Here is a 25,156-nt window from a genome sequence, read left to right on the forward strand (position 1 = left end):
AAGCCCCTGTCATACCCCTCATACCTGAGAGCTACGTACGCAGTTGGCTCCCTGGTGTGATGTCGACGACACCACCGTCTCCATACCTTCCTTTCCTGCCGGGCGATACGCCCCGGCGCTCCGGGCATCCGGAGGGGAAGAGAGGAAACGGCATGAGGTTCGGGTCCGCGCGGCTGCGCCGCACTCTGCTCGCCGCGCTCGTCGTGGCGGCGGTCGCCGTGCCGGTCTCCGCGGCGGGGCGCCCGGGCGTTCCGGCCCCCGCGCCCGCACACCTGGCGGCCGACGCGTCGCCGGCCTCGCGCTACCTGGCGAACCGCGCCGATGCAGCTCGCGCGGCCGGCATGGCCCGGGCGCACGGTGACCGGAGCCGTGCCGCGCATCTGCGGGCCATGGCCGCCCCCGCCCGGCATCTGCTCGCCTTCGACGCCCGCGGTGCGGGTCAGGCGGTCGAGGTCTTCGGCGATCTGACGACGGCTCACCGGGTCGCGGTCCTGGTACCGGGTTCGGACACCTCGCTGGACACCTACGCCCGCTTCCGCGCCGGCGCCATCGCCCTGCGCCACCGCGTCGGCCCGGACACCGCGGTCGTCGCCTGGCTCGGCTACCGGACGCCGGGCACCGTCAGCCGCGAGGTGCTGACCACCGGCCGCGCGGACGAGGCCGTGCCCCGTCTGCTCGCGTTCCTACGGCAGTTGCGCGCCCTGAACCCCGGTGCCCGGATGTCGCTGCTGTGCCATTCGTACGGCTCGGTGGTGTGCGGCCGGGCCGCCCCGGGGCTCGACGCGGCCGGCGGCGTGGGCGACCTCGTTCTCTTCGGCAGCCCCGGCACCGGCGCCGACTCCGTGGCCGGGCTCCGGACGCACGCGCGGGTCTGGGCGGGCCGCGGCGGCGGAGACTGGATCGCCGAGGTACCGCACACGCAGGCCGATCTGTTCGGTGTGACCGTCGGCTTCGGCACCGACCCCGTCTCCCGCCACTTCGGTGCCCGCGTCTTCGCGGCGGGCCCCGGCAGCCACAGCGACTACCTGAAACCCGGAGCGGTGTCGCTCGCCAACATCGCCCGGATCGTGCTCGGCCAGGACCAGGAGGTGACGTCCCATGATTGACCACCGTGCGGACACCGACGAGCGCGACGGGCGGGCGCGGCCCCGCGCCCTCGTGGACCGTGCCGAGCACCCCCCGGGCGGCCGTGCTCCCGCCCGCCCCGCCGAACGCCCCCCGGGCGCCCCGCGGTTCGAGCAGCAGCCGGGCGGCCGGTCCGGCGCCCTCCGGTCCGGCGCCCGCACCCTCGTACGCCGGATCGAGGACAGTACGCCCTCCGGCCGGGACCGGGCCGTGGACGCCCTGCGCGCGTTCGCCATCCTCGGTGTGGTGCTCGGGCACTGGCTGGTCACCGCGCTCGTCTCGGACAGCGGCACCCTGCACGGTGCGAGCCCGCTCCAGTACATGCCCCGACTGGCGCCGGTGTCCTGGATGTTCCAGACGCTCGCCGTGTTCTTCCTGGTCGGCGGGCATGTGGCCACCCAGGGGTATGCGTCGGCGCGGGCGCGCGGCGAGACGTACCGGACCTGGCTGGGCGCACGGCTCGCGCGCCTGTTCCGGCCGGTTGCCGGACTGCTCGCCGTCTGGGCCGTGGCGGCCGCGGCCATGCTGGTCTCGGGAACGGATCTGGCCACACTGCACACCCTGGTGAAGCTGGCGGTGTCACCGCTGTGGTTCCTGCTGGTGTTCACCGCGCTCACCGCGGCCACTCCGCTGCTGGGCCGGCTCAACCCGCTGTGGCCGCTGGCCGTCGTCCTGCACGTGGACCTCGTGCGCTTCGGCCTCGGCGGCCCCGCCTGGCTCGGCTGGATCAACGTGGCGGCGGGCTGGATGGTGCCGTTCACGCTGGGCGCGGCCTGGACGCGCGGTGAACTGACCCGCCGTTCGGGCTGGGTGCTGCTGGCCGGCGGCGCGGCGGCTACGGCGGCGCTGGTGCTGTGGGCCGGTTACCCGGCCTCGATGGTGGGCGTCCCGGGCGCCGCGATCTCCAATCTGAACCCGCCGACCCTGGCCGTGGTCTGCTTCGGCGTCGCGCAGTGCGGCCTCGCGGTGCTGCTGCGGGAGCCGTTGCGCACATGGCTGCGCAGGCCCGCGGCCTGGGCTGCGGTGGCCCTGGTGAACCTGTCCGCCATGACGATCTTCCTGTGGCACCAGACGGCGATGATGGCGGTCACCGCCGCCACCCTGTTCGCCGGCCCGCTGCCCGGTCTGCACACGCTGCCGGACGGCCCGGGCTGGGTGCCGGTGCGGCTGCTGTGGCTGCCGCTGTTCGCCCTGGGGCTCGGCGTCTGCTGGGTGGCGTTCCGCGGCTTCGAACAGGGCGGCCGGCGGCGCAGCAGGGGAGGACCGGTGGTCGTGGTGCGACGGCGGCGGGGTGCCGGAGCGGTCGGGCCGGCGCGCAAGGACGCCCCCTAGGGTGGGCGGGTGGACGGTGGGGGAGGACACGGTGGGGAGCGGTGCCGCGAGGTGGGGGCGGACGGCGGGGGTCCGGCGGGACACGGGGGCGGTCCGGGCCGGGGTGACGGCCGGCCGGGGCCCCGAGCGGTGACCGGTGACGGCCGGGCCGGTTCCGCCGACGCCCTCGCGCACGGTGGCCGGAGGGGCACGGGCCCCGTCGGGCGGGGGCTGCGGGTGCTGCGGGCCGACCTGTGGACGACGGCGACCGCCCCGTTGCCGCCCCTGGCCAGGCCACGGTTGCTGCGATGGCTGCCGCACGTGGTGCTGTGCCTGGTGGCGGTGCCGACGACACTCACCGGACGCAACGAGTTCGTCTCCGCCTATGAACTGGGCGTTGGTCTCGGCACCCTGCTCGCCCTCGTCCAGGGCGGGGCCGTCGTGCTGGCGCTCCGAAAGCCGCTCGCGGCCTGGTGGACGTCGCTCGGCGTGCTGGGTTTCACGGGCCTGGTCTCCCCCATCGCGCAGGAGCCCTGGCCGGCCGGGACCATGGGCCTGCACGGCTGGTGGCCCTGGGCTCCGACGATGCTGTTCGCGCACACGACGGTGCTGTTCCTGCTCGCCCTCAGGGTGCGGCCCCGGGTGATCGCCGAGGCCATCGCGATATCGACGCTGCTGTCCGTGGCCCTGGTGGTGTGGGCGGGGACGGGCGTGGGCTGGTTCGCATTGTTCGTGGTCACGCCGCTGGTGCTGCTCGGCTCGGCGCTGCGCGGGCAGCGGATGGCGTTCGCACAGCTCGGCGAGCAGACGTCGCTGACCGCCGAGGAGCGGGCCCGGCGCACCCTGCTGGAGGAGCGCAGCCGGATCGCCCGGGAGCTGCACGACGTGGTGGCGCACCATATGTCGGTGATCTCCATTCAGGCGCAGGTCGCCCCGCACCTGGTGGACGATCCGCCGGACGAACTGAAGGAGAACCTGGAGGGCATCCGGCAGAACGCGGTGGAGGCGCTGGCCGAGCTGCGCCGGGTTCTGGGGGTGCTGCGCATGGAGGCTCCGGACGACGGCTCCGGGACCTCCGCCCCGCACGCGCCGCAGCCGACGCTGGACCGGCTCGGCGCGCTGGTCGACAACGCGCGCGGGGCCGGGCTGACGGTGACCGTCGAGGTCACGGGGGACCGGCGGGCGCTGGCGCCGGGCGTGGAGCTGTCGGCGTACCGGATCGTGCAGGAGGCGCTGAGCAACGCGTTGCGGCACGCGCCCCGTTCGGCGGTCCGCGTCGAGGTGGGGCACGGCCCGGCGGGGGTGTGGCTCCGGGTGGTGAACGGCCCGCCGGCCGAGCCGACGTCCCCGTCCCCCGGTGCGGGGCACGGGCTGCTCGGGATGCGGGAGCGGACGGCGATGCTCGGCGGTGACCTGACCACCGGCCCGACGGGGGACGGCGGTTACGAGGTGACGGCGTTCCTGCCCGGTGGGCATCCGCCCGGTGGGCATCCGCCCGGTGGGCATCCGCCCGGCGCGGCGCCCGCCACGGCCGACGTACGACAGGACCCGTCGCCGGACGTGTCGCAGGACGACTCGACGGACGACGCGACGGGATCTCCGACAGGATTTCCGACAGGGGGGCAGCGGTGACGATCCGCGTGCTGATAGCCGACGACCAGGTGATGGTCCGTCAGGGATTCACCGTGCTGCTGAACGCCCAGCCGGACATCGAGGTGGCCGGCCAGGCCGTCGACGGGCTGGACGCGACCGGGAAGGCGGCCGAACTGCGGCCGGACGTCGTGCTGATGGACATCCGGATGCCCGAGATGGACGGTATCGAGGCCACCCGCCGTATCACCGCGGACGACCCGGCGGTGCGGGTGCTGGTGCTGACCACCTTCGACCTGGACGAGTACGTGTACGAGGCGCTGCGCGCGGGAGCGTCCGGATTTCTGCTGAAGGACGCGTCCGCGGACCAGCTGGCGGAGGCGGTCCGGGTGGTCGCGGCGGGCGACGCCCTGCTCGCACCCGGGATCACACGGCGTCTGATCGCCGAGTTCTCCCGGCTCGAACCGGCTCCGCGGGGCGGGCTCGGGATCCGTGTCGGGGACCTGACGGAACGCGAGACGGAGGTGCTGACGCTGATCGCCCAGGGGCTGTCGAACGGGGAGATCGCGGCGCGGCTGGTCGTCGCCGAACAGACGGTGAAGACCCATGTGGGCCGCATCCTGCTCAAGCTGGGGCTCCGGGACCGCACCCAGGCGGCGGTGTTCGCGTACGAGACCGGGCTGGTGAGACCGGGGGGCGGCCTCCCGGGCCTGTCGGCAGGCAGCGCGTGACGCCCATGGCCTGAGAGCGGCATCCGTCCGGCGGTGGCCCGTGGGTGGTGTCGGTCCGGTGGTGGCCCGTGGGCGGCGGCCGCCCGGTCGCGGCCTGCGGCGTCCGTCCGGTGGCGGCCCCTGCCTGGCGTCCCCCGGTGACGGCCGGGGGTGAGCGTGCCGTGACGGCCGCCGGACGGCGAGTAGTACTTGAGACGGACCTGCCAGGACCCTCCTCGGTGGGGACGACGGGCGCGCGGGACGGACCGTACGGTGCATCCGTGACCGAGACCCAGACCCAGCCGCTGCCGGGCGCGAAGCCGCCCAAGACCCGCAGCCCCGAGTACCAGCTCGCGAGGGGCGCGCTGCGCGGGCTGCGCGAGGACCTGTTCCGGGCGGCGTTCGCGTACCGTCCGCTGCCGCGGATGCGGACCGACGGCCCGCTGACCCGGCGGCTGCCGGGCCGGATACGCGAGCGCGCCGGGTGGGCGCCGCACGCGGTCGTGGTGGGCTGTGCACTGGTGACGCTGGCCCTGGCCTCGGACGATCCGGGCTCCGGAGCGCTGGAGGCCGTCCTGCCCGGGCTGCTGCCCGCGGCCGCGGTGCTGATGAGCCTGGTCCGTCCGGTGGGCGCCTGGTGGTGCACCCTCGGTGCCACGCTGGTCCTGGGACTCGTCGGTGCCGGAGGCGGCGGCTGGCCGTGGCCGACGTCCTGCTTCTTCGCGCAGCTGGTGGTGATGATCGTCGCGGCGGCCCGCACCCGCCCGCGCGCTGCGGCCTGGATGTGGCTGTTCACGGTGGGCCTGGGCGGCCTGCTGGGCCGGCTGTACGCCGACCCGTGGGAGTCGTCGGACACAGGTCCCGTCGCCGTTGTCACGGGCATCGCGCTGCTCGTCGTCACCGTGCTGAATGTGCGCCGCGAGGCCCGTGCGGAGGTGGACGCCGAGCGCACCGTCAGCGCCGCCGAGCGGTCCCGCCGCACCCGGCTGGAGGAGCGCACCACGATCGCCCGGGAGCTGCACGACGTGGTCGCCCACCACATGTCGGTCGTCGCCATCCAGGCGGAGGCCGCGCCCTACCGGGTGGAGAACCCGCCGGCGGAGCTGGAGCAGGCGTTCGCCACGATCCGGGAGAACGCGGTGGCCGCGCTCACCGAACTGCGCCGCGTCCTCGGCGTCGTACGCGCGGAGGAGTACGAGGCGCCGGATGCGCCGCAGCCGACGCTCGCCGACCTCGACGCGCTGCTCGCGAACGTGCGGGAGACGGGCCTGGCCGTGGAGAAGACGGTCACCGGGGCGGTGCGGGAACTCCCGCAGGGAGTGGAGCTGTCGGCGTACCGCATCGTGCAGGAGGCGCTCAGCAACAGCCTGCGCCATGCGCCCGGCGCCGAGGCACGCGTCGAGGTCGCCTATGTGCTCGGCGGGCTCGGGCTGCGCATCGTGAACGGCCCCGCGACACAGCCGGCGCCCCCCTCACCGGGCGCCGGGCACGGACTCACCGGGATGCAGGAGCGGGTGGCGATGCTCGGCGGCGAGATGACGACCGGTCCGGCGCAGGACGGCGGTTACGAGGTGGCGGTGTTCCTTCCGGTGGCCGCGGCCGGCGCGCAGGGCGGGGCGGCGGACGGGGCGGGGGACCGCGAGTGACCGTCCGTGTTCTGATCGCGGACGACCAGATGATGGTCCGCGAGGGCTTCTCGGTGCTGCTGAACGCGATGCCGGGCATCGAGGTCGCCGGAGAGGCGGTCAACGGCCGGGACGCGGTCGCACGGGTCCGCGAACTGGAGCCCGACGTCGTCCTGATGGACATCCGCATGCCCGAGATGAACGGCATCGACGCGACCCGCGAGATCGTCGCGTCGGGCAGCACCACGAAGGTGCTCGTGCTCACCACCTACGACCTCGACGAGTACGTCTACCAGGCGCTGCGGGCCGGTGCGTCCGGCTTCCTGCTGAAGGACGCATCGGCGCGGCAGCTCGCCGACGGGGTGCGGATCGTGGCCGCCGGAGAGGCGCTGCTCGCGCCGAGCGTGACCCGGCGTCTGATCACCGAGTTCTCCAAGCTCGCCGACGTGCCGCTGCGCGGGCTCGCCGGGACACCGGGTGCGTACGGGGATCTCACCGAGCGGGAGACCGAGGTGCTCGTCCTCATCGCGAAGGGCCTGTCCAACGGGGAGATCGCCGGTCGGCTCGTCGTCGCCGAGTCGACCGTCAAGACCCATGTCAGCCGCATCCTGGTGAAGCTGGGGCTGCGCGACCGCACCCAGGCCGCGGTGTTCGCGTACGAGGCGAGGCTGGTGACACCCGGCTGATCCGCGGCAGGCCGGGGCCGATCCCGGGGCCGAGCCCTGACGCCGCTGCGGAGTCAGGGCCTAGCATCCCCCCATGGCAGCCTTCGACCCCTGGGACCCCGCCTTCGTGGCCGACCCCTACCCCGCGTACGCGGAGCTGCGCGCCCGGGGCCGGGTGCACTACTACGAGCCCAGCGACCAGTGGCTGGTCCCGCACCACGCCGATGTGTCGGCCCTGCTGCGCGACCGCCGCCTCGGGCGGACCTACCTCCACCGCCACACCCACGAGGACTTCGGCCGCACGGCGCCGCCGCCCGAGCACGAGCCGTTCCACGTGCTCAACGACCACGGCATGCTCGACCTGGAGCCGCCGGACCACACCCGTATCCGGCGGCTGGTGTCGAAGGCGTTCACCCCGCGCACTGTGGAGGGACTGCGGCCGTACGTGACCGCGCTGGCGTCCGACCTGGTCGGTGCCCTTGTCGCGGACGGCGGCGGCGATCTGCTGACGGCGGTCGCGGAGCCGCTGCCGGTGGCCGTGATCGCGGAGATGCTCGGCATACCGGAGCCGGACCGGGCGCAGTTGCGCCCGTGGTCGGCGGACATCTGCGGCATGTACGAGCTGAACCCGTCGGAGGAGACGGCGAAGAAGGCCGTCCGGGCCTCCGTGGAGTTCTCCGCCTATCTACGGGAGTTGATCGCGGCCCGCCGCAGGGAACCGGGGGAGGACCTGATCTCCGGGCTCATCGCGGCGTACGACGAGGGGGACACCCTCACCGAGCAGGAGATGATCTCCACCTGCGTCCTGCTGCTGAACGCGGGCCACGAGGCGACGGTGAACGCCACCGTGAACGGCTGGTGGGCGCTGTTCCGTCACCCCGGCCAACTGGCCGCGCTGCGCGCCGACCGTGCTCTGCTGTCCACAGCTGTGGAGGAACTGCTCCGCTACGACACCCCGCTCCAGCTGTTCGAGCGGTGGGTGCTCGACGACATCGAGATCGCCGGCACCACCATCCCGAGCGGCTCCGAGGTGGCCCTCCTCTTCGGTTCCGCGAACCACGACCCCGCCGTCTTCACGGACCCCGGCACCCTGGACCTCTCCCGCCCGGACAACCCCCACATCTCCTTCAGCGCGGGTATCCACTACTGCATCGGCGCACCCCTGGCCCGTATCGAACTCGCCGCCTCCATGGCGGCGTTGCTGGACCGGGCCCCCGCCCTGCGCCCGGTCGCGGAGCCGGAGCAGAAGCCGAACTTCGTGATGAGGGGCCTCCAGGGGTTGCAGGTGGAGGTCTGACGGCCCGGCCCGGGGCGCCCCGCCGGGCACCGGGCCGCAGCGCCGGGCGGGCCGTGCCGGGTGCCGGATCGCCGTGACGGGCCGGCTGTGCCGGGTGCCCGGTCACCGCGACGGACGCGCTCAGCCGGCCACGTCCCGGCGCCGCAGGGCGAGCAGCCCCCCGGCGACCAGCAGCGCCGCGATCGCCGTGAGCACGAGCACCGGCCCCCATTCCATCGCCCCGCCCGGCAGCTTCGGCAGATGCCCGAACGGCGACAGGTCCAGCACACCCTGCGGAAGGTCGAGCGCCGGCCCGATCCACCCGATGAGCAGCGCGCCTCCGGCCGCACCCCACGCCGCGGGGGCCACCCGGGGCGAGAGGCCGTGCAGCAGCACCGCCAGCCCGCCGATCACCCAGATCGCCGGCAGCTGGACCAGGCACGCCCCCATGACCGCCCCGGGCTCGCGGCCGTAGCCGACGGCGAACCCGAGCCCGCCGAGCACCATGATCAGCGCGGCCCCGCCGAAGGCGACGACGAGATGGCCGGAGGCCCACCGCAGCCGCCCGACCGCGCCGGCGAGGACCGGCTCCGCGCGCTGCGAGGTCTCCTCGCCGTGCAGCCGCAGCACCGCCGCGACGACGTACAGCGCGGCGACCATCCCGAGCATGCCGGTCATCGCGGCGAGGAAGGCATCCGTCAGCCCGGCCTGCCCGCCCATCCGCCGGAAGATCTCGCGGGCCCCTTCGTTGTCGGCGACCAGGCGCGCCGCCCCGTCGGTCATGGCGCCGTAGACGACACCGGCGACGAGGAAGCCCGTACTCCAGCCGATGACGCTGCCGCGCTGAAGCCGCCAGGCCAGTGCGCCCGCCGTCCCCAGTCGGCCCGCGGCGGGACCCGGCCGCGTCGGCAGGAAGCTCATGCCGAGGTCGCGCCGCCCGGCCAGCTCGTAGGCGAGGGCGCCCTGGACCAGGACGGCCGCGGCGAACAGCAGCAGCACCCACCACCGTTCGCCGGCGTAGGCGCGCATGTTCTCCAGCCAGCCGATCGGCGAGAGCCAGGTGAGCGCAGACGAGCCTTCCCCCTCGCCCGCCGAGTCGCCGGCCGCCCGGAGCACGAACGCCGCGCCGAGCACCGCCGCGGTCAGACCGCGTGCGAGCCGTGCGCTCTCCGTCAGCTGGGCGACGACCGCCGCCGCCGTGGCGAAGACCATGCCGACGCCGGCGGTGCACAGCCCGAACGCGAGCGCGCCCGCCGCGCCGTGGCCCGCGAGCCCCACCGTGATGAGCAGCGCCAGCAGGCCGTTGGCCACCCCGGCCGTGACCAGCGCCGCGGTCAGCGGGGCGCGCCGGCCCACGCTCGCCGACGAGATGAGCTCCTGACGCCCGCTCTCCTCCTCGTCCCGGGTGTGCCGGACGACGAGGAGCAGGCTCATCACGGCGGCGAGCGCCCCGGCGTAGACGCCGACGCGCCAGGCGGTGAGCGCGCCGAGCGAGTCGTCGAACACCGGCCCGATCATGGCGCGCAGCGAGGTGTTGGTGCGCATCGTCGCCAGCAGCTCGGCGCGCTGGGCCGCGGTGCCGTACAGGCTCTTCAGCGTGCCCGGCATGGAGAGCACCATCAGGGCGTTCACCAGGACCCAGACGGGGATCATGACCCGGTCGCGGCGCAGTGCGAACCGCACCAGCGTGCCCGTACCCGCCAGATGACGCTGCCCGCCACCGGTCCGCGGCGCGAGGGGCGCCTGTGCCACGGCGGTCATCGCGTCATCGCCCCTTCGGCGTCCGCGGACCGTACGTCGTCCTGGTAGTGCCGCAGGAACAGCTCCTCCAGCGTCGGCGGGGTCGAGGTCAGCGACCGGACGCCGGACCCGGTGAGCGACCTGAGGACGGCGTCCAGCTTGTCGGTGTCCACCTGGAGCCTGACCCGGCGCCCCTGGACGTCGAGGTCGTGCACGCCGGGCAGTGCGGCCAGGCCGTTCGGCGGGCCCGCGAGTTCGGCGGTGATGCTGGTGCGCGTGAGGTGCCGCAGGTCGGCCAGCGAGCCGGACTCGACGGTGGCGCCCTTCCTGATGATGCTGACCCGGTCGCACAGGGTCTCCACCTCGCTGAGGATGTGCGAGGACAGCAGCACGGTCCGACCGCGGTCGCGCGCCTCCTCCACACAGCTCTGGAAGACCTCCTCCATCAGCGGGTCGAGCCCCGACGTCGGCTCGTCGAGGATGAGCAGATCGACGTCCGACGCGAAGGCGGCGACGAGGGCGACCTTCTGCCGGTTCCCCTTGGAGTACGTACGTCCCTTTTTCGTCGGGTCGAGTTCGAAGCGCTCGATCAGCTCGGCCCGGCGCGCCGTGTCGAGGCCTCCGCGCAGCCGCCCGTACAGGTCGATGACCTCGCCGCCGGAGAGGTTGCGCCACAGGGTGACGTCGCCCGGCACGTAGGCGACCCGGCGGTGCAGGCCGACCGCGTCGGACCAGGGGTCCCGGCCGAGGACCTGCGCAGCGCCCGCGTCGGCGCGCAGCAGACCGAGCAGGACCCGGATGGTGGTGGACTTCCCGGCGCCGTTCGGCCCGAGGAACCCGTGCACCTCGCCGGTCTCGACGTCCAGGTCGAGGCCGTCCAGCGCACGGGTCCTGCCGAACGACTTGTGCAGTCCCGAGACCGTGATTGCCTTCGTCATGTTTTGGAACGTACGCTAGTTTCACAAATTTGTGAAGTTAAGGAAGCGTATAAACTCGTCTCGCGCGTCAGGCAGGGGAGATGATCAGCACATGCCCACGGAAGACATGCGACACGAGGCACCGCACGAGAGCGGGGACGGCGCGGCCGTCGAGGCTGTCGAGGCCGCCGCGCCGCGCTCCCGCTTCGTCGAACGCTTCGCCGCACAGCTCGTCGAGGCGGGCATGCCCCGGATGCCCTCGCGGATCTTCGCCGCGCTCCTCGCCTCCGACTCGGGCGCCCTCACCTCCGCCGAACTCGGCGAACAGCTCCGGGTCAGCCCGGCCGCCGTCTCTGGGGCGGTGCGCTACCTCACGCAGCAGCACATGGTCTCCCGCGAGCGCGAACCGGGCTCCCGGCGCGACCTGTTCCGGGTGCACAGCAACCAGTGGTACGAGGCCCTGGGCAACCGCGACTCGGTGATCAGGCGCTGGGAGGACGCTCTGCGCGAGGGCGTGACGAGCCTCGGCGAGGACTCCCCGGCGGGCCGCCGTCTCTCCGAGACCCTGGCCTTCTTCGAGTTCGTGCAGGACGAGCTCGCGGGCATGATGGAGCGCTGGCGCATCCGCCGCCAGGAACTCTTCGGCACCCGCTGACCCCGGCCCCGCCGGGGGCCTCCGGCCTGCGCCGACGGAAGCCCTGGGCGCACGCCGCGGGCGCCTCACGCCGCGGGCGCCGCCTCACAGACCCCTCACGTCACCGAGCCCCTCACCGTGGCAGCGTCAGCCCCCACGCCCCCGCCTGTGCCGTCCAGGTCCGGGTGCGGACCGGGCCCGTGAGGACCGAGTCGGCGCGGTAGCGGAAATCCGCGCCGGAGACCGTCACGGTGCGGGCCCGGGCGAGTACCGGCGCGATCTCCGCCCCGATGCTGGCGCGGCGCACCTCGACACGGGCGAGCCCGGTCCCCGTGGCGGGGCCGAGCGAGATGCGCTCCACCGGCTGGTCGAGGTCGACCAGGGTGACGCCGTCCGCCTCGACCCGCAGCCGGGCGGGCGCCGGAGTCTCGGCCGCCGGCACGCGTGCGGGGCGTGCGGCGAGCGTGCGGACGAGGGACTGGCAGGTCCGCAGCCAGGGGCGGCCGCTCTCGGCGGCCGGCGCCGGGGCGGAGGCCGCCCAGGGGATGCGCAGGTCCCCGAGCACCACCCCGTCGCTGTCGTCGACGAGCAGATCGAGCCGCCGCTCCAGCCCCTCCAGGGCGGCCCGTGCCGCGGCCACCGCCCCCGTGGGCACGCCCAGTGACCGCGCGAGCGAGAGTGCCGCGCCGACCGGCACCATCGACAGCACCGATCCGGCGAGGTCGCGCTGCCGGTGCAGAAGCGATACGGCCCGCAGCAGCGCCTGGTCGTCGCCGACCACGACCGGCCGCCGTGAACCCCGCCTGGCCAGCGCTTTTGCGAACTCCTCGGGCCCGTCGGGCAGACACACCTTGCTCACCGCGCCTGCGCAGAGCACGTCCTTGGCGATCCTGACGGACTCGCCGTCCAGGTGTCTGGCGACCGGATCGACGATCACCAGGAGATGGTCAGAAGGCGCCACCTCGGCCATGCCTCGCTTCCTCGGGTAGCATCTTTGTGCAAGAGCCCCTTGCGCTATTGCGCCAGGGGCTTCGTCTATTCCGGGGCACCGGTCCGACGGGTTGCGGCCAACGGAGGTCGCGGGTGTACGCACACATGTGTGCGGCGTACGCCTCTGACCTTGGACATGCCCCGCCCGGAAGGGGTGTACGCCTGTGCCCGCACTTGTGCTGCTCGGTGCTCAGTGGGGTGACGAAGGCAAGGGAAAGGCCACCGACCTCCTCGGTGGATCCGTGGACTACGTGGTGCGATACCAGGGTGGCAACAACGCCGGCCACACGGTCGTCGTGGGCGACCAGAAGTATGCGCTCCACCTCCTCCCTTCCGGAATCCTGTCACCCGGCTGCGTCCCGGTCATCGGCAACGGTGTCGTCGTCGACCCGTCGGTCCTGCTCTCCGAGCTGAGCGGTCTGAACGAGCGCGGCGTGGACACGTCGAAGCTGCTGATCAGCGGCAACGCCCACATCATCACGCCGTACAACGTCACGGTCGACAAGGTGACGGAACGCTTCCTCGGCAAGCGCAAGATCGGCACGACCGGTCGCGGCATCGGCCCGACCTACGCCGACAAGATCAACCGTGTGGGCATCCGGGTTCAGGACCTCTACGACGAGTCGATCCTGCTGCAGAAGGTCGAGGCGGCCCTCGACGTCAAGAACCAGCTGCTCACCAAGCTCTACAACCGCCGCGCGATCGCCGCGGACCAGGTCGTCGAGGAGCTGCTGGGCTACGCGGACCAGATCAAGAGCTACGTCGCCGACACGACGCTGATCCTCAACAACGCGCTCGACGACGACAAGGTGGTCCTCTTCGAGGGCGGCCAGGGCACGCTGCTCGACATCGACCACGGCACGTATCCGTTCGTCACCTCGTCGAACCCCACCGCGGGCGGCGCGTGCACGGGCGCGGGCGTGGGCCCGACGAAGATCAGCCGGGTCATCGGCATCCTCAAGGCCTACACGACCCGCGTCGGCGCCGGTCCGTTCCCGACCGAGCTCTTCGACGAGGACGGCGAGGCGCTGCGCCGCATCGGCGGTGAGCGTGGTGTGACCACCGGCCGTGACCGCCGCTGCGGCTGGTTCGACGCGGTGATCGCGCGCTACGCGACCCGGGTCAACGGTCTGACCGACTTCTTCCTCACCAAGCTGGACGTCCTGACCGGCTGGGAGCAGATCCCCGTCTGCGTCGCCTACGAGATCGACGGCCGGCGCGTCGAGGAGCTTCCCTACTCGCAGACCGACTTCCACCACGCGAAGCCGGTGTACGAGATGCTGCCCGGCTGGACCGAGGACATCTCCAAGGCGAAGAAGTTCTCCGACCTCCCGAAGAACGCCCAGGCCTACGTCAAGGCCCTCGAGGAGATGTCGGGCGCCCCGATCTCCGCGATCGGTGTCGGCCCCGGCCGCGACGAGACGATCGAGATCAACTCGTTCCTGTAGGCCCTACCGGCCGGCCGTCCTCGACGGTCTCCCCGACGCCCCGGTGGCTTCCGCCCCGGGGCGTCGGGCGTTTTCCGCGTGCGCCGTGTGCCGGGTGCCGCGCGCCGTCCGGGGCGCCGATGCGTGTGCCGGGCGGCCCGGGCGGCCCGGGCGGATCAGCCCGTCTTCGTGTACGTCAGCCCGTCCCCGTTGCTGTTGTTGACCCGGCGCAGCCGGCCGTCCGGGAGCAGCGAGAGCGTGGTGGCCGAGCCCGGGGTGCAGGACGACGCCGGTTCGCCGGAGGTCACCGTGGAGGGGCCGATGGCGAGCGGGCCGTCGCCGGACGGGGCCGACTCGAGCGTGGCCCGGAAGACGCAGTGGTAGGTGCCGCCGCCCTCCAGGGGGCCGTCGGCGGTGAGCGAGAGCACCGTGTCGCCGGCCTTGCCCTGCTGGATGACGAGCCGGCGGGTGTTGTGCCCCGCGCCGTTGTCGATCGAGCCGTCCCAGATGCCGAGGTACGGGCCCGGGACGGCGCCGTCGGCCGGTGCGGAGGACGTCGGCGGCCGGGACGACGGGTCCGTGGTGCCGGGGGCCGGCGTGGTGGCGCCGTGGGTGGCGGGCGCGCCGGACGTGGGCTGCTTGGGGTCGTCGCCCGCCTTCGGCGAACCGCTGCCGTTCATCAGCGCGTACACGGATCCGCCCGCGCCGAGCGCCACGATCAGCGCGACCGCGACCAGTGCCGCCGTGGACCGACCGCTGCGGCGCGGCGGCTCCTGGTGCGGGGCGCCGGAGTAGGTGTGGGGGCCGCCGGGATACGGGCCCGCCGGCCCGGCGAACGACGCCGGCCCGTACGGAGGCGTGGCACTCGGCCCGTAGGGGGGTGTCGCGCCCGGCCCCTGGGGAGGCGTCGCGCCCTGACCGTACGCCGGGGCGGCGCCGAAGCCGTTCTGCTGCGGGTAGCCGTAGGAACCCGGGTGCGGCTGCGCGTGCGGGTAGCCGTAGCCGGGAGCCACGCCGGGAGCCGGGGGCGGGGGCGAACCGGCGATCATCGTCGGCATCCGGTCGAAGGGGCCGCCGGGGCCGGGAGCGCCGGGAGCGCCGGGCGGGGGAGGGGTCGGGGTGTCGTCGGGGCCCGTGCCGTCCGGCGCGGGCACCGCCTGCGCCGCCCCCGGGCCTCCCTTGACGAGGGAGAGCCCGGGCTCGCCCCCGCCGGCCGCACCCTGCGCCGCCGCCGCGGAGCCCGCCGCACCCTGCGCGCCCTGTGCGGCCCGCTCGTCCGGGTCCTCCGCATCCAGCAACTGCACGGCATGCCGCCCCAGTTGGGCGACCAGCGCACTCGGCAGCCACGGGTCGCGGGAGCGGCCGTCGCTGACGGTGTCCTCCGCGCCGCTGCGCTCCAGCACCTGGTCGAGGGTCGGCCGGGCGGCCGGGTCCTTGCGCAGACAGTCGCGGACCAGGTCGGACAGGCCCTCGGGCAGCCGCTCCAGGTCGGGTTCCTCCTGCGCGATACGGAACATCAGGGCGTGCACGCCGCTGTTGGCGGAGCCGAACGGCAGCGCGCCCGTCGCCGCGTACGCCAGCACCGAGCCCAGGCAGAAGACGTCGCACGCCGGTGTGATCCGGTCGCCCCGCACCTGCTCGGGCGCCATGAATCCGGGCGAGCCGACGAGCGCCCCGGTGCGGGTGAGCCCGCCGTCGGTCACCGTCTCCAGGGCGCGGGCGATGCCGAAGTCGATGACCCGGGGGCCGTCGATCGTGATGAGCACGTTGGACGGCTTGAGGTCGCGGTGGATGAGCCCGGCCGCGTGGATGTCCTTGAGGGCGTGGGCGAGTCCGGCCGCGAGGATGCGCACGGAACGCTCGGGCAGCGCTCCGTGGTCGTGCCCCACGACCTGCTGGAGCGAGGGGCCGGCGACATACCCGGTGGCCACCCACGGGACGGCCGCCTCGGTGTCCGCGTCCAGGACGGGCGCCGTCCACTGTCCGCCGACCCGACGGGCGGCCTGCACCTCCTGCCGGAACCGCGCCCGGAACTCGTCCTGCGCGGCCAGCTCCTCCCGCACCAGCTTGACCGCGACCGTACGGCCCCGGTCCGACCGGGCCAGATACACCTGACCCATGCCGCCCGCGCCCAGCCGCGCCAGCAGCCGGTACGCCCCGATCCTGCCCTGCGGATCCCCCGGCCCCAGCTTCTCCATGGACCGCGCCACCTCCCCCGTATGCGCCGCCGCCCCCGGCCGGCCCCCTGCACGATGTGCGACAGACCGAGAATAGTGCGGGGTCACGACACGGCGCGGCGGACCGGCCTCTACGGTTCCGTAACAGCGGTTCTCCGGCCCCGCGGCCCGGGACCTCCGGCGTTCGCCCGGCCCGGACCTCCGCCGTTCCCCCGCCCCGGGGCGGAAGGGCGGAAGGGCCCCGCCCGTCGACAAACTGTCGCGTTCCTGCCCGTACCGCAGACAGGACGCCGATGTCCTGTCCGCACTCCGGACATCTACGCTTCGCGGCATGACCCCTCAGTCTCAGCCGAATCCTCAGGTCGGTGCCGCGGTCAAGGCCGCGGACCGCGCGCATGTCTTCCACTCCTGGTCCGCGCAGGAGCTCATCGACCCGCTGGCCGTCGCCGGTGCCGAGGGCTCGTACTTCTGGGACCACGACGGCAACCGCTATCTGGACCTCACCAGCGGTCTCGTCTTCACCAACATCGGGTACCAGCACCCCAGGGTCGTCGCCGCGATCCAGGAGCAGGCGGCGAAGCTCGCCACCTTCGCGCCGGCGTTCGCCGTCGAGGCCCGCTCGGAGGCCGCCCGTCTGATCGCCGAGCGCACCCCCGGCGACCTGGACAAGATCTTCTTCACCAACGGCGGCGCCGAGGCCGTCGAGAACGCCATCCGCATGGCCCGGCTGCACACGGGCCGCCCCAAGGTGCTGAGCGCCTACCGCTCGTACCACGGCGCCACCTCGACCGCGATCAACGTCACCGGTGACCCCCGCCGCTGGCCGTCCGACAACGGCTCGGCGGGCGTCGTCCACTTCTGGGCGCCCTACCTCTACCGTTCGCCGTTCTACTCCGAGAACGAGCAGCAGGAGTGCGAGCGGGCCCTCCAGCACCTCGAGGACACCATCGCCTTCGAGGGCCCCGGCACCGTCGCCGCGGTGATCCTGGAGACCGTGCCGGGCACCGCCGGCATCATGACCCCGCCGCCCGGCTACCTGGCCGGCGTCCGCGAGCTCTGCGACCGGCACGGCATCGTCCTCGTCCTCGACGAGGTCATGGCGGGCTTCGGCCGCACCGGCGCCTGGTTCGCCGCCGACCACTACGGCGTCGTCCCCGACCTGATGACCTTCGCCAAGGGCGTGAACTCGGGATACGTCCCGCTGGGCGGTGTGGCGATCTCGTCGGCCATCGCCGAGACCTTCGCCCGCCGGCCCTACCCGGGCGGTCTCACCTACTCCGGGCACCCGCTGGCCTGCGCCGCCGCCGTCGCCACGATCGGGGTCATGGAGGAGGAGCGGGTCGTCGAGAACGCCGCGCACATCGGCGCCACCGTCGTCGGGCCGGGCCTCCGGGAGCTGGCCGAGCGGCACCCGAGCGTGGGCGAGGTCCGCGGTCTGGGCATGTTCTGGGCCGTCGAGCTGGTCCGGAACAGGGAGACCCGCGAGCCGCTGGTCCCCTACAACGCGTCCGGCGAGGCCAACGCCCCCATGGCGGCGTTCGGCGCCGCTGCCAAGAAGAACGGCATCTGGCCCTTCATCAACATGAACCGCACCCACTTCGTGCCGCCGTGCACCGTCACCGAGGCGGAGGCGAAGGAAGGCCTCGCGGCCCTCGACGCGGCGCTGAGCGTGGCCGACGAGCACACCGTGGAGGCCTGACCGGGGCCCACCGAGGCGCGGCGGCCACGAGCGTGGCGCCGCGCACACGGAACTACGACCCGGACCCCGAATTGCGTAGGCTCACCCGGACCGACGCATGCAAAAACGGGGAATTACACGGGGAAGGGACATCACCGTGCCGGGTACCGACGGCCCAGCCGTCCACCGCAGCACTCTGCGCCAGCAGATCGCGGACGCACTCCGCGACGAGGTGCTGGCCTGCCGGCTGCAGCCGGGCCAGGAGTTCACGGTCAAGGAGATCGCCGACCAGTACGGCGTCTCCGCGACCCCGGTCCGCGAGGCCCTGGTCGATCTCTCCGCCCAGGGCCTCCTGGACTCCGTCCAGCACCGTGGCTTCCGTGTCCACACCTTCTCGCTCGCCGATCACCGGGACATGATCCAGGCCCGCAGCCTGGTCGTGGACGGTATCTTCCGCGACCTGGCCGAGCACGGCTTCCCGACCGAGTACCGGGCCGGTGCGCACCGCGGCAGTGTGGACGACGCCCTGGCCTCCGTCCGCCGCCGCGGCGAGGAGGCCCAGCGCGCCGCCGCGGCCGGCGACCTGAACGTCCTCATCGGCTACGACCTGCGCTTCTGGCGCGAGCTCGGCACCCTCCTCGGCAACTCCTACCTCGCCGACTTCCTGCACCGCCTGCGCGTCCAGTCCTGGGTGTGCGCGGTTCCGCTGCTGCGCCGCGAGAAGGACCTGCGCGGGCAGCTGTGGTCCGGCCACACCGACCTGGTGGACGCCCTGGCCGGCCGCGACGCGGCCGCTGCGCACGCCGTCGTCGCCGCGTACAACGCGCACTCCCTCGCCCTCGTCGAGCGGCTCGCCTCCCCCGCCGGAGCGGGGGAGCCCACCCGGTGAGCGGCATAGACGCGGCCGGGACGAGCGGCACCACTCTCGACGCGACCACGGGGACGGACCTCACGGTCGTCGTCCCCGCCTACAACGAGGAGCACCGGCTCGGCCCCACCCTGGAGGCGATCTGCGCCTACCTCGGCCGGCACGAGGACCGGTGGGGTTCCTGGGAGCTGATCGTCGTCGACGACGGCTCCACCGACCGCACCCGCGAGATCGCCGAACAGGCCGCCGCCCGGGAGCCGCGCGTCCACGTCGTGGCCGGAGACCGCAACCGCGGCAAGGGGCACGCCCTGCGTCTCGGCGTGCTCGCCTCGTACGGCCGCCGGGTGCTGGTCACCGACGCAGACCTGGCCGCGCCGATCGAGGAGCTGGACCGCCTCGACCGGGCGCTCACCGACGGCCACACCGCGGCGATAGGGTCGCGGGCCACGCCCGGCGCGACGATCGAGGCCCGCCAGCACCGGCTCCGTGAGCTGCTGGGACGGACCGGCAACTTCCTGATACGCACCGTCGCCGTGCCCGGCATCCGCGACACCCAGTGCGGATTCAAGCTCTTCGACGGGGACAAGGCCCGCGCCGCGTTCGCCGAGGCCCGGCTGGCCGGCTGGGGCATCGACGTCGAGATCCTCCAGCACTTCCGCCGCTCCGGCTGGCCCGTCGCCGAGGTGCCGGTGCGCTGGGCGCACCAGACCGGCTCGAAGGTGCGGCCCCTCGACTACGCGAAGGTGCTGGCGGAGCTCACCCTGCTGAAGGCACGGGCGGGCCTCACGAGGGCGCGGGCGACCCGTCCCGCCGACCTGCTCGCCGCCGTCCTCTTCCTGACCCTGTCGGTGGCCCTCTACTGGGGCCGCTGGTCGGGCGGCGGCCCCGCGCACCGCTATCTGCCCGACTCGATGCAGGACCAGAACCAGTGGGAGTGGTTCTTCGCGGTCACCGCCGACAACGTCCGGCAGTTGCACGACCCGCTCTTCTCCACCCTCCAGGGCTTCCCCGACGGCGTGAACCTCATGGCGAACACCGTCATGCTCGGCCTGTCCGTCCCCTTCGCGCCCGTGACCTGGCTGCTCGGTCCCGCGGTCAGCCTCGCCCTGGCCATGACACTGGGCCTCGCCGCCACGGCGGCCGCCTGGTACTGGCTGATCGTCCGGCGGCTCGTGCCCGACCGCCGTGCCGCCGCCATCGGCGGGGCCCTCGCCGCCTTCGCGCCGCCGATGGTCAGCCACGCCAACGCGCATCCGAACTTCGTGGTCCTGTTCATGGTCCCGCTGATCGTGGACCGGGTCCTGCGGCTCTGCCTAGGCGAAGGGCCGGTCGTACGCAACGGCGTCGTCCTCGGCCTGTTCGCCACGTACCAGATCTTCCTCGGCGAGGAGCCGCTGCTGCTGGCCGCGCTCGGGCTGCTGCTGTTCCTCCTCGCGTACGGGGCGGCGCGCCGCGACGCCGTACGGGCTGCGTGGCGGCCGCTGACCCGGGGCGTGCTGATCGCGGCGGCGGTCGCGCTCCCCCTGGTCGCGTACCCCCTCCACTGGCAGTTCTCCGGACCGCAGAGCTACCGGAGCGTGCTGCACGGCGACACCGCGGGCAACAGCCCGCTGGCCCTGCTGTCCTTCGCTGAGCGCTCCCTCGCCGGCAGTGCGCAGAACGCCGCCCGGCTGTCCCTGAACCCCACCGAGCAGAACGCCTTCTACGGCTGGCCGCTCGTCGCCCTCGCCTTCGCGATCGTCGTACGGCTGTGGGAGCGGGCGGTCGTGAAGGCGCTGGCGTTCACGGCGGTGGCCGCGGCCCTGCTGTCGCTGGGCCCGAAGGTCCGTATTCCGCTGACCGACGTCGTGCTGCCCGGCCCCTGGGCGCTCCTCGCCCACCGCCCGCTCTTCGAGTCCGTCATCGAGGGCCGGGTGGCGATGGTGTGCGCGCCGGCGCTGGGTCTGCTGGTCGCGCTCGCCGTGGCGCGGCTGCTGGCCGCACGGCACCGCGGCAACCGTGTCATCGGGCTGCTCGCGGTCGCCGCGGCGCTGCTCCCGGTCGTCCCCGCACCGCTGAAGGCGGTGGACCGTGCACCGGTCCCCGCGTTCATCGCCGACGGGACCTGGCGGAGTTACGTCGACACGGGGGCGGGGGAGTCGCTGGTGCCGGTTCCGCTGCCCGACCCGGGCGCCGCCGAGGCACTGCACTGGCAGACCGCGGCGGGCCTCGGCTTCCGTATCCCCGGCGGCTACTTCAACGGGCCGTTCGGACCGCAGCGCACCGGCATCTACGGCGCCGCGCCCCGCTGGACGTCCAATCTGCTGCGCGACATCCGCTACTCGGGCAAGGTCCCGGTGCTCGGCGACGCCTGGCGGCGGCAGGCCCGGGTCGATCTCGCGTACTGGAGGGCCGGTGCCGTGGTGCTCGCCCCGCAGCCCAACGACACGGCGTTGCGCACGGCGCTGGAGAAGCTGCTCGGGCGCAGGGGCAGGTGGGTGGACGGCGTATGGATATGGGACCTGCACCGGGGCAATACTCTGCCGTGACCACGGTGCGTACCCTGCTGGTGCGAACCGTCCGACCAGGACGCGTCCCCGCGTCCGTACCGCGCCCCCGCCCCGCCTTGCGAGGAGTCCCTCTTGGCCTGTGACCTGTGGCTGGTCCCGCTCGTCGATGTGCTGTGCCACAGCCCCGACAACCCCTTCGCGGAGGAACTCGCGCTCTACGACAGGACGTTGGGCGAGGCCGGGCTGCCGCCGGTGCCGGTCTACTCGTACATGCCCGGACTTTCGGGCGACGTCGCCCCCGTCGCGGGCTTCGACTACGACGCACTGCACTTCCTGCGCCGGGCCTATCTGCTCCAGATCTGCGGCCTTGCGGTCACGCCCGTCGACGAGCTGGGCGGCGACTACGAACAGCTCCTGGAGATGTTCGAGTCGACGGCCCAGCAGTCCCACCTGGTGTGGCACTACGACCACGCGGGCGCCTACGTCCCGGTGGACTTCGCGGCCCCGCTCTCCAACGACGACCTGCTCTCGGGCGGCGGCCCGCTGGGCTCCTCCCACGCGCTTCTGAGGGAGCTGGAGTACGTGGCCCCGTCGATCGGCATAGACCCGGCCAACCCGCCGGCGGCCCCGCTGCCCCCCACCGCCCCCACGGCCCTGGAGGAGCCGGCGGCGCCCGCACCGCTGGACACCAGCCCCTTCGCCCGTGAACGCCATGTGTGGCTGGGCCTGCACGCCGCGGCGACGCGCAGCCTCGCCCAGGGCTCCATGATCGTCTTCAGCTGACCCCTGCGGCGCACGCCGCCCGGCCCACCGGGCAGCCCCGGCGGCCCCCGCTCACCGCGGCTCGGGCGGCCGCTGCCGGGGCATGTTGGGCCGGGCCCCCGGCGGCAGGGGGAACCGCCCGCCCGGCGAGGGGACCTCGCGCCCGCCGCCCGCCGCGGCAGCGTGCATGAGCAGCGGCGCGTGCCCCGACCGGAACTCGACCATCCAGTCCGCGGTCTCGGCCCGCACCAGCTCGGTCACGTCCTCGGAGAACCTCCGCAGTACGGTGAGGCACCGCTCGGCCGCCTCGCCGGCGGTACCCTCCGTCGGCCCCAGCACCTCCCGCACGCTCTCCGACGCCCAGTCGAACTGCAGCACCTGCAATCGCCGTTGCACTGCCTGCGCGGTCGCCACGTCCCGCATCCACCCGGACGTCAGCCCGAAGTGGCGGTCCGCCACCACGCACGCGACCGCCAGCAGCAGCGCCAGGTACCCCCAGGGCGCCGGTGCCACCCCGTGCAGCACGCCCGTCAGGTCCACCAGCGGCAGGGCCGCCCCCACCACCGCCCCCACAGCCGTCCCGGCCCGCAGGGCCCGCGCCCCCCTGCGCTTCCACACCCGGTCCGCGAGGTACCACTCGGCCGTCCGCAGCGCCCCCTGCTCCACCCATCGGTACAGCTCGTCGAGCCGCTCCGCGGGCTCGCCCCAGTCCCCGGTCGGAAAACGCCGCCCGACCAGGTCGTCCGGCCGCAGGCCCCCGCTCTCGTCCCGCCCGTCCTGGGCCGGTCCTTCGGGTTGCATCTCCGGCTGGCTCACCCGGCACTCCCTACGGCTTCGGTACGTGGCTGGACACCTGGATACGCGCTCACGCGGATACGCAGCTGCTCGGCTGCGCGGACGTCAATGGCTTGCTGCGGTACGCAGGTCATGTTCCGGCATGTTCCTACCGCCCAATGGGTGGCCGCGGGCGGTGTTTCAGGGGTTTTCCGCCCGGAAGAGCGGCTTGATCAGATATAGGAAGACCGGTCATCTCACTCGAAAGAGTGGCGGGGCGAGCACCTCTCCGAGCACGTAGGCTCGTGACAAGCGGGTGACAGGCGTAGAGCATGAGGAGCTGATCGTGATTCCCGGTGGTGGCCAGCCGAATATGCAGCAGCTGTTGCAGCAGGCGCAGAAGATGCAGCAGGACCTCGCGCAGGCCCAGGAGGAGCTTGCGGCGACCGAGGTCGAGGGGCAGGCGGGCGGCGGTCTCGTGCGGGCCACCGTGACCGGCTCCGGCGAGCTGCGCTCCCTGAACATCGACCCCAAGGCGGTGGACCCGGAGGACACCGAGACCCTCGCCGACCTGATCGTCGCGGCCGTCCAGGCGGCGAACGAGAACGCCCAGGCGCTCCAGCAGCAGAAGCTCGGCCCGCTGGCGCAGGGCCTCGGCGGCGGAGGCATCCCGGGCCTGCCGTTCTGAGACCCCGGACCGCCCTGCCGAAGGCTTCCGCCGCGGGGCTTCCCCGGTCTTCGAGGCTTCTAAGGCACACGACGCGGGACTACCGTACGCACCAGGTGAACAAGAGGAAGGCAGCCCGTTGTACGAAGGCGTGGTCCAGGACCTGATCGACGAGCTGGGCAGGCTGCCCGGCGTCGGTCCCAAGAGCGCGCAGCGGATCGCCTTCCACATCCTCCAGGCCGAACCGACGGACGTACGCCGTCTCGCGCACGCCCTGCTCGAAGTGAAGGCGAAGGTCCGCTTCTGCGCGATCTGCGGGAACGTGGCGCAGGAGGAGAACTGCGGCATCTGCCGCGACCCGCGCCGCGACCCGTCCGTCATCTGCGTCGTGGAGGAGCCCAAGGACGTCGTCGCGATCGAGCGCACCCGCGAGTTCCGGGGCCGCTACCACGTCCTCGGCGGCGCGATCAGCCCGATCGAGGGCGTCGGCCCGGACGACCTGCGCATACGGGAGCTCCTGGCGCGCCTCGCGGACGGGACGGTCACGGAGCTCATCCTCGCCACGGACCCCAACCTCGAGGGCGAGGCGACGGCCACCTACCTGGCGCGCATGATCAAGCCGATGGGCCTCAAGGTCACCCGCCTGGCGAGCGGCCTCCCGGTGGGAGGCGATCTGGAATACGCGGACGAGGTCACTCTGGGCCGCGCCTTCGAGGGGAGACGACTCCTAGATGTCTGACACGACGAAGAACGCCACGCAGAAGACGACTCCGGCACAGGCACCCTTCGAGCCGGACGACTTCGCCGTGCAGATCGCCGACCAGGTCGAGAGCTTCCTGGTCGCGGTCGCCGAGGTCGCCCGTGGCACCGACCCGGACTCGGCCGTGCCGTTCCTGCTCCTGGAGGTCTCGCAGCTGCTTCTCGCGGGCGGCCGCCTCGGCGCGCACGAGGACATCGTCCCCGACGAGCGGTATGAGCCGGACCTCGGCCCCGAGGCCGACGTCGACGAACTCCGTGAGCGCCTCGCGCGCATCCTCGACCCGGTCGACGTCTACTCCGAGGTCTTCGACCCGTACGAGCCGCGCAAGGCGCCCGTCCCGTGCCGCATCTCCGACGACCTCGCCGACGTCGTCGCGGACCTCCGCCACGGCATGGCCCACTACGGCGCGGGCCGCACGGTCGAGGCCCTGTGGTGGTGGCAGTTCTCCTACTTCTCCAACTGGGGCTCCACGGCCTCCGCGGCCCTGCGCGCCCTGCAGTCCCTGGTGGCCCACGTCCGCCTCAACCAGCCCCTGGAGGAGCTGGACGGCCTGGACACCGACCAGGACCTCGGCGAGGAGATCCTGGCCGAGGAGGCGGGCCGCGTCATGGCGGAGGAGATCGCCGGCCCGTTGGGACTACGCCGGGTGCAGTAGCCCGGCACCTACCGCACCCCTTCGACGAATTCGACCCGTTCCGTCCCCTGGAGACCGCCCTGGAGGACGAGGGCGACGGCTCCGCCGCCCGGCGGGACACCGAGCCCTGAGCCCTGTGACTCGGCCCACTTCCGCGCGTACCCGGCACCATCGCGGGCATGAGCCCCGCCGAGCGGCCGGAGCTCACGCGTGGCCATGGGGTGCTCCTGTCCGGGTGGAACCGGGTCGGGGAAGCTGGGACGCGCGTACGACGCCCCGGACCTCGTCGTGTCGTGAGCGGGACATCTCACGATGCGATATCGGCGGGGTGGAATCC

At 73.4% G+C, this 25,156-nt stretch carries 22 protein-coding genes; 16 read left to right on the plus strand and 6 right to left on the minus strand.

What is annotated here, in order from left to right; translation table 11 throughout:
• The first annotated feature begins 152 nt into the window (after positions 1–152).
• The 7 genes from ACWCP6_RS09635 to ACWCP6_RS09665 all read left to right on the plus strand — a co-directional run bounded on the left by ACWCP6_RS09635 (position 153) and on the right by ACWCP6_RS09665 (position 8,323).
• Complete coding sequence (locus ACWCP6_RS09635; RefSeq protein WP_450931811.1) at positions 153–1,106, plus strand: alpha/beta hydrolase; 954 nt, start codon at positions 153–155, stop codon at positions 1,104–1,106.
• The gene (locus ACWCP6_RS09640; protein ID WP_450931812.1) at positions 1,099–2,457 is read left to right on the plus strand and encodes an acyltransferase family protein; all 1,359 of its coding nucleotides are present in this window, start codon (positions 1,099–1,101) and stop codon (positions 2,455–2,457) included. The genes ACWCP6_RS09635 and ACWCP6_RS09640 overlap by 8 nt, the downstream gene beginning before the upstream one ends.
• 129 nt (positions 2,458–2,586) lie before the next feature.
• Positions 2,587–4,068, plus strand: coding sequence for a sensor histidine kinase (locus tag ACWCP6_RS09645; protein WP_450931813.1), 1,482 nt, complete (start codon positions 2,587–2,589; stop codon positions 4,066–4,068).
• Positions 4,065–4,757 carry a response regulator gene (locus tag ACWCP6_RS09650; protein WP_450931814.1) on the plus strand — a complete coding sequence of 231 codons (693 nt, stop codon included), beginning with the start codon at positions 4,065–4,067 and terminating at the stop codon, positions 4,755–4,757. The genes ACWCP6_RS09645 and ACWCP6_RS09650 overlap by 4 nt, the downstream gene beginning before the upstream one ends.
• A gap of 218 nt (positions 4,758–4,975) precedes the next feature.
• Complete coding sequence (locus ACWCP6_RS09655) at positions 4,976–6,382, plus strand: sensor histidine kinase (protein ID WP_450931815.1); 1,407 nt, start codon at positions 4,976–4,978, stop codon at positions 6,380–6,382.
• Positions 6,379–7,047 carry a response regulator gene (locus tag ACWCP6_RS09660; protein WP_450931816.1) on the plus strand — a complete coding sequence of 223 codons (669 nt, stop codon included), beginning with the start codon at positions 6,379–6,381 and terminating at the stop codon, positions 7,045–7,047. Before ACWCP6_RS09655 ends, ACWCP6_RS09660 begins: the two co-directional genes overlap by 4 nt.
• Positions 7,048–7,120: 73 nt before the next feature.
• The gene (locus ACWCP6_RS09665; RefSeq protein ID WP_450931817.1) at positions 7,121–8,323 is read left to right on the plus strand and encodes a cytochrome P450; all 1,203 of its coding nucleotides are present in this window, start codon (positions 7,121–7,123) and stop codon (positions 8,321–8,323) included.
• 120 nt (positions 8,324–8,443) lie between these two features.
• Here the strand turns inward: ACWCP6_RS09665 and ACWCP6_RS09670 are convergent, their stop codons facing one another.
• Together ACWCP6_RS09670 and ACWCP6_RS09675 are read right to left on the minus strand one after the other, a co-directional pair.
• On the minus strand, positions 8,444–10,063 hold the full coding sequence (locus ACWCP6_RS09670) for an ABC transporter permease (protein ID WP_450931818.1): 1,620 nt from the start codon (positions 10,061–10,063) through the stop codon (positions 8,444–8,446).
• Positions 10,060–10,980: an ABC transporter ATP-binding protein gene (locus tag ACWCP6_RS09675; protein WP_450931819.1), complete on the minus strand. Its 921-nt coding sequence runs from the start codon at positions 10,978–10,980 to the stop codon at positions 10,060–10,062. Before ACWCP6_RS09675 ends, ACWCP6_RS09670 begins: the two co-directional genes overlap by 4 nt.
• A gap of 91 nt (positions 10,981–11,071) precedes the next feature.
• Here ACWCP6_RS09675 and ACWCP6_RS09680 point away from each other — a divergent pair, with 91 nt between their 5' ends.
• On the plus strand, positions 11,072–11,614 hold the full coding sequence (locus ACWCP6_RS09680; RefSeq protein ID WP_450931820.1) for a GbsR/MarR family transcriptional regulator: 543 nt from the start codon (positions 11,072–11,074) through the stop codon (positions 11,612–11,614).
• 112 nt (positions 11,615–11,726) lie between these two features.
• On the opposite strand, the gene ACWCP6_RS09685 is transcribed toward ACWCP6_RS09680, so the two are convergent.
• Complete coding sequence (locus ACWCP6_RS09685; protein ID WP_450931821.1) at positions 11,727–12,563, minus strand: diacylglycerol kinase; 837 nt, start codon at positions 12,561–12,563, stop codon at positions 11,727–11,729.
• A 184-nt stretch (positions 12,564–12,747) separates the two neighbouring features.
• On the opposite strand from ACWCP6_RS09685, the gene ACWCP6_RS09690 reads away from it, so the two are divergent.
• Positions 12,748–14,031, plus strand: a complete 1,284-nt coding sequence (locus ACWCP6_RS09690) for an adenylosuccinate synthase (RefSeq protein ID WP_450931822.1) — start codon at positions 12,748–12,750, stop codon at positions 14,029–14,031.
• Positions 14,032–14,186: 155 nt separating this feature from the next.
• Here ACWCP6_RS09690 and ACWCP6_RS09695 read toward each other — a convergent pair whose 3' ends face one another.
• Positions 14,187–16,208: a protein kinase domain-containing protein gene (locus tag ACWCP6_RS09695; RefSeq protein ID WP_450931823.1), complete on the minus strand. Its 2,022-nt coding sequence runs from the start codon at positions 16,206–16,208 to the stop codon at positions 14,187–14,189.
• Positions 16,209–16,518: 310 nt separating this feature from the next.
• On the opposite strand from ACWCP6_RS09695, the gene ACWCP6_RS09700 reads away from it, so the two are divergent.
• From ACWCP6_RS09700 to ACWCP6_RS09715, 4 genes are all read left to right on the plus strand, one after another.
• Entirely contained in the window at positions 16,519–17,886 is a 1,368-nt protein-coding gene (locus tag ACWCP6_RS09700) for an aminotransferase class III-fold pyridoxal phosphate-dependent enzyme (RefSeq protein ID WP_450931824.1), read from the plus strand.
• 136 nt (positions 17,887–18,022) lie between these two features.
• Positions 18,023–18,754 carry a GntR family transcriptional regulator gene (locus ACWCP6_RS09705; RefSeq protein WP_450931825.1) on the plus strand — a complete coding sequence of 244 codons (732 nt, stop codon included), beginning with the start codon at positions 18,023–18,025 and terminating at the stop codon, positions 18,752–18,754.
• 5 nt (positions 18,755–18,759) lie between these two features.
• A complete protein-coding gene (locus ACWCP6_RS09710; protein ID WP_450931945.1) occupies positions 18,760–21,261 on the plus strand; it encodes a glycosyltransferase in 2,502 nt (833 codons plus the stop codon).
• A 93-nt stretch (positions 21,262–21,354) separates the two neighbouring features.
• A complete protein-coding gene (locus ACWCP6_RS09715) occupies positions 21,355–22,005 on the plus strand; it encodes a hypothetical protein (RefSeq protein WP_450931826.1) in 651 nt (216 codons plus the stop codon).
• A gap of 51 nt (positions 22,006–22,056) precedes the next feature.
• Here the strand turns inward: ACWCP6_RS09715 and ACWCP6_RS09720 are convergent, their stop codons facing one another.
• A complete protein-coding gene (locus ACWCP6_RS09720; protein ID WP_450931827.1) occupies positions 22,057–22,800 on the minus strand; it encodes an SLATT domain-containing protein in 744 nt (247 codons plus the stop codon).
• Between the two features lie 304 nt (positions 22,801–23,104).
• On the opposite strand from ACWCP6_RS09720, the gene ACWCP6_RS09725 reads away from it, so the two are divergent.
• From ACWCP6_RS09725 to ACWCP6_RS09735, 3 genes are all read left to right on the plus strand, one after another.
• Positions 23,105–23,446 (plus strand): YbaB/EbfC family nucleoid-associated protein, encoded by a 342-nt coding sequence (locus tag ACWCP6_RS09725; protein ID WP_450931946.1) that lies wholly within the window; start codon positions 23,105–23,107, stop codon positions 23,444–23,446.
• 118 nt (positions 23,447–23,564) lie between these two features.
• Positions 23,565–24,164, plus strand: coding sequence for a recombination mediator RecR (gene recR / locus ACWCP6_RS09730; protein ID WP_450931828.1), 600 nt, complete (start codon positions 23,565–23,567; stop codon positions 24,162–24,164).
• A complete protein-coding gene (locus tag ACWCP6_RS09735) occupies positions 24,157–24,840 on the plus strand; it encodes a DUF5063 domain-containing protein (RefSeq protein WP_450931829.1) in 684 nt (227 codons plus the stop codon). Before recR ends, ACWCP6_RS09735 begins: the two co-directional genes overlap by 8 nt.
• Positions 24,841–24,848: 8 nt before the next feature.
• Here the strand turns inward: ACWCP6_RS09735 and ACWCP6_RS09740 are convergent, their stop codons facing one another.
• Positions 24,849–25,037 (minus strand): hypothetical protein, encoded by a 189-nt coding sequence (locus ACWCP6_RS09740; RefSeq protein ID WP_450931830.1) that lies wholly within the window; start codon positions 25,035–25,037, stop codon positions 24,849–24,851.
• Positions 25,038–25,156: the final 119 nt, after the last annotated feature.

The sequence above is a fragment of the Streptomyces sp. NPDC002004 genome, assembly GCF_053593975.1.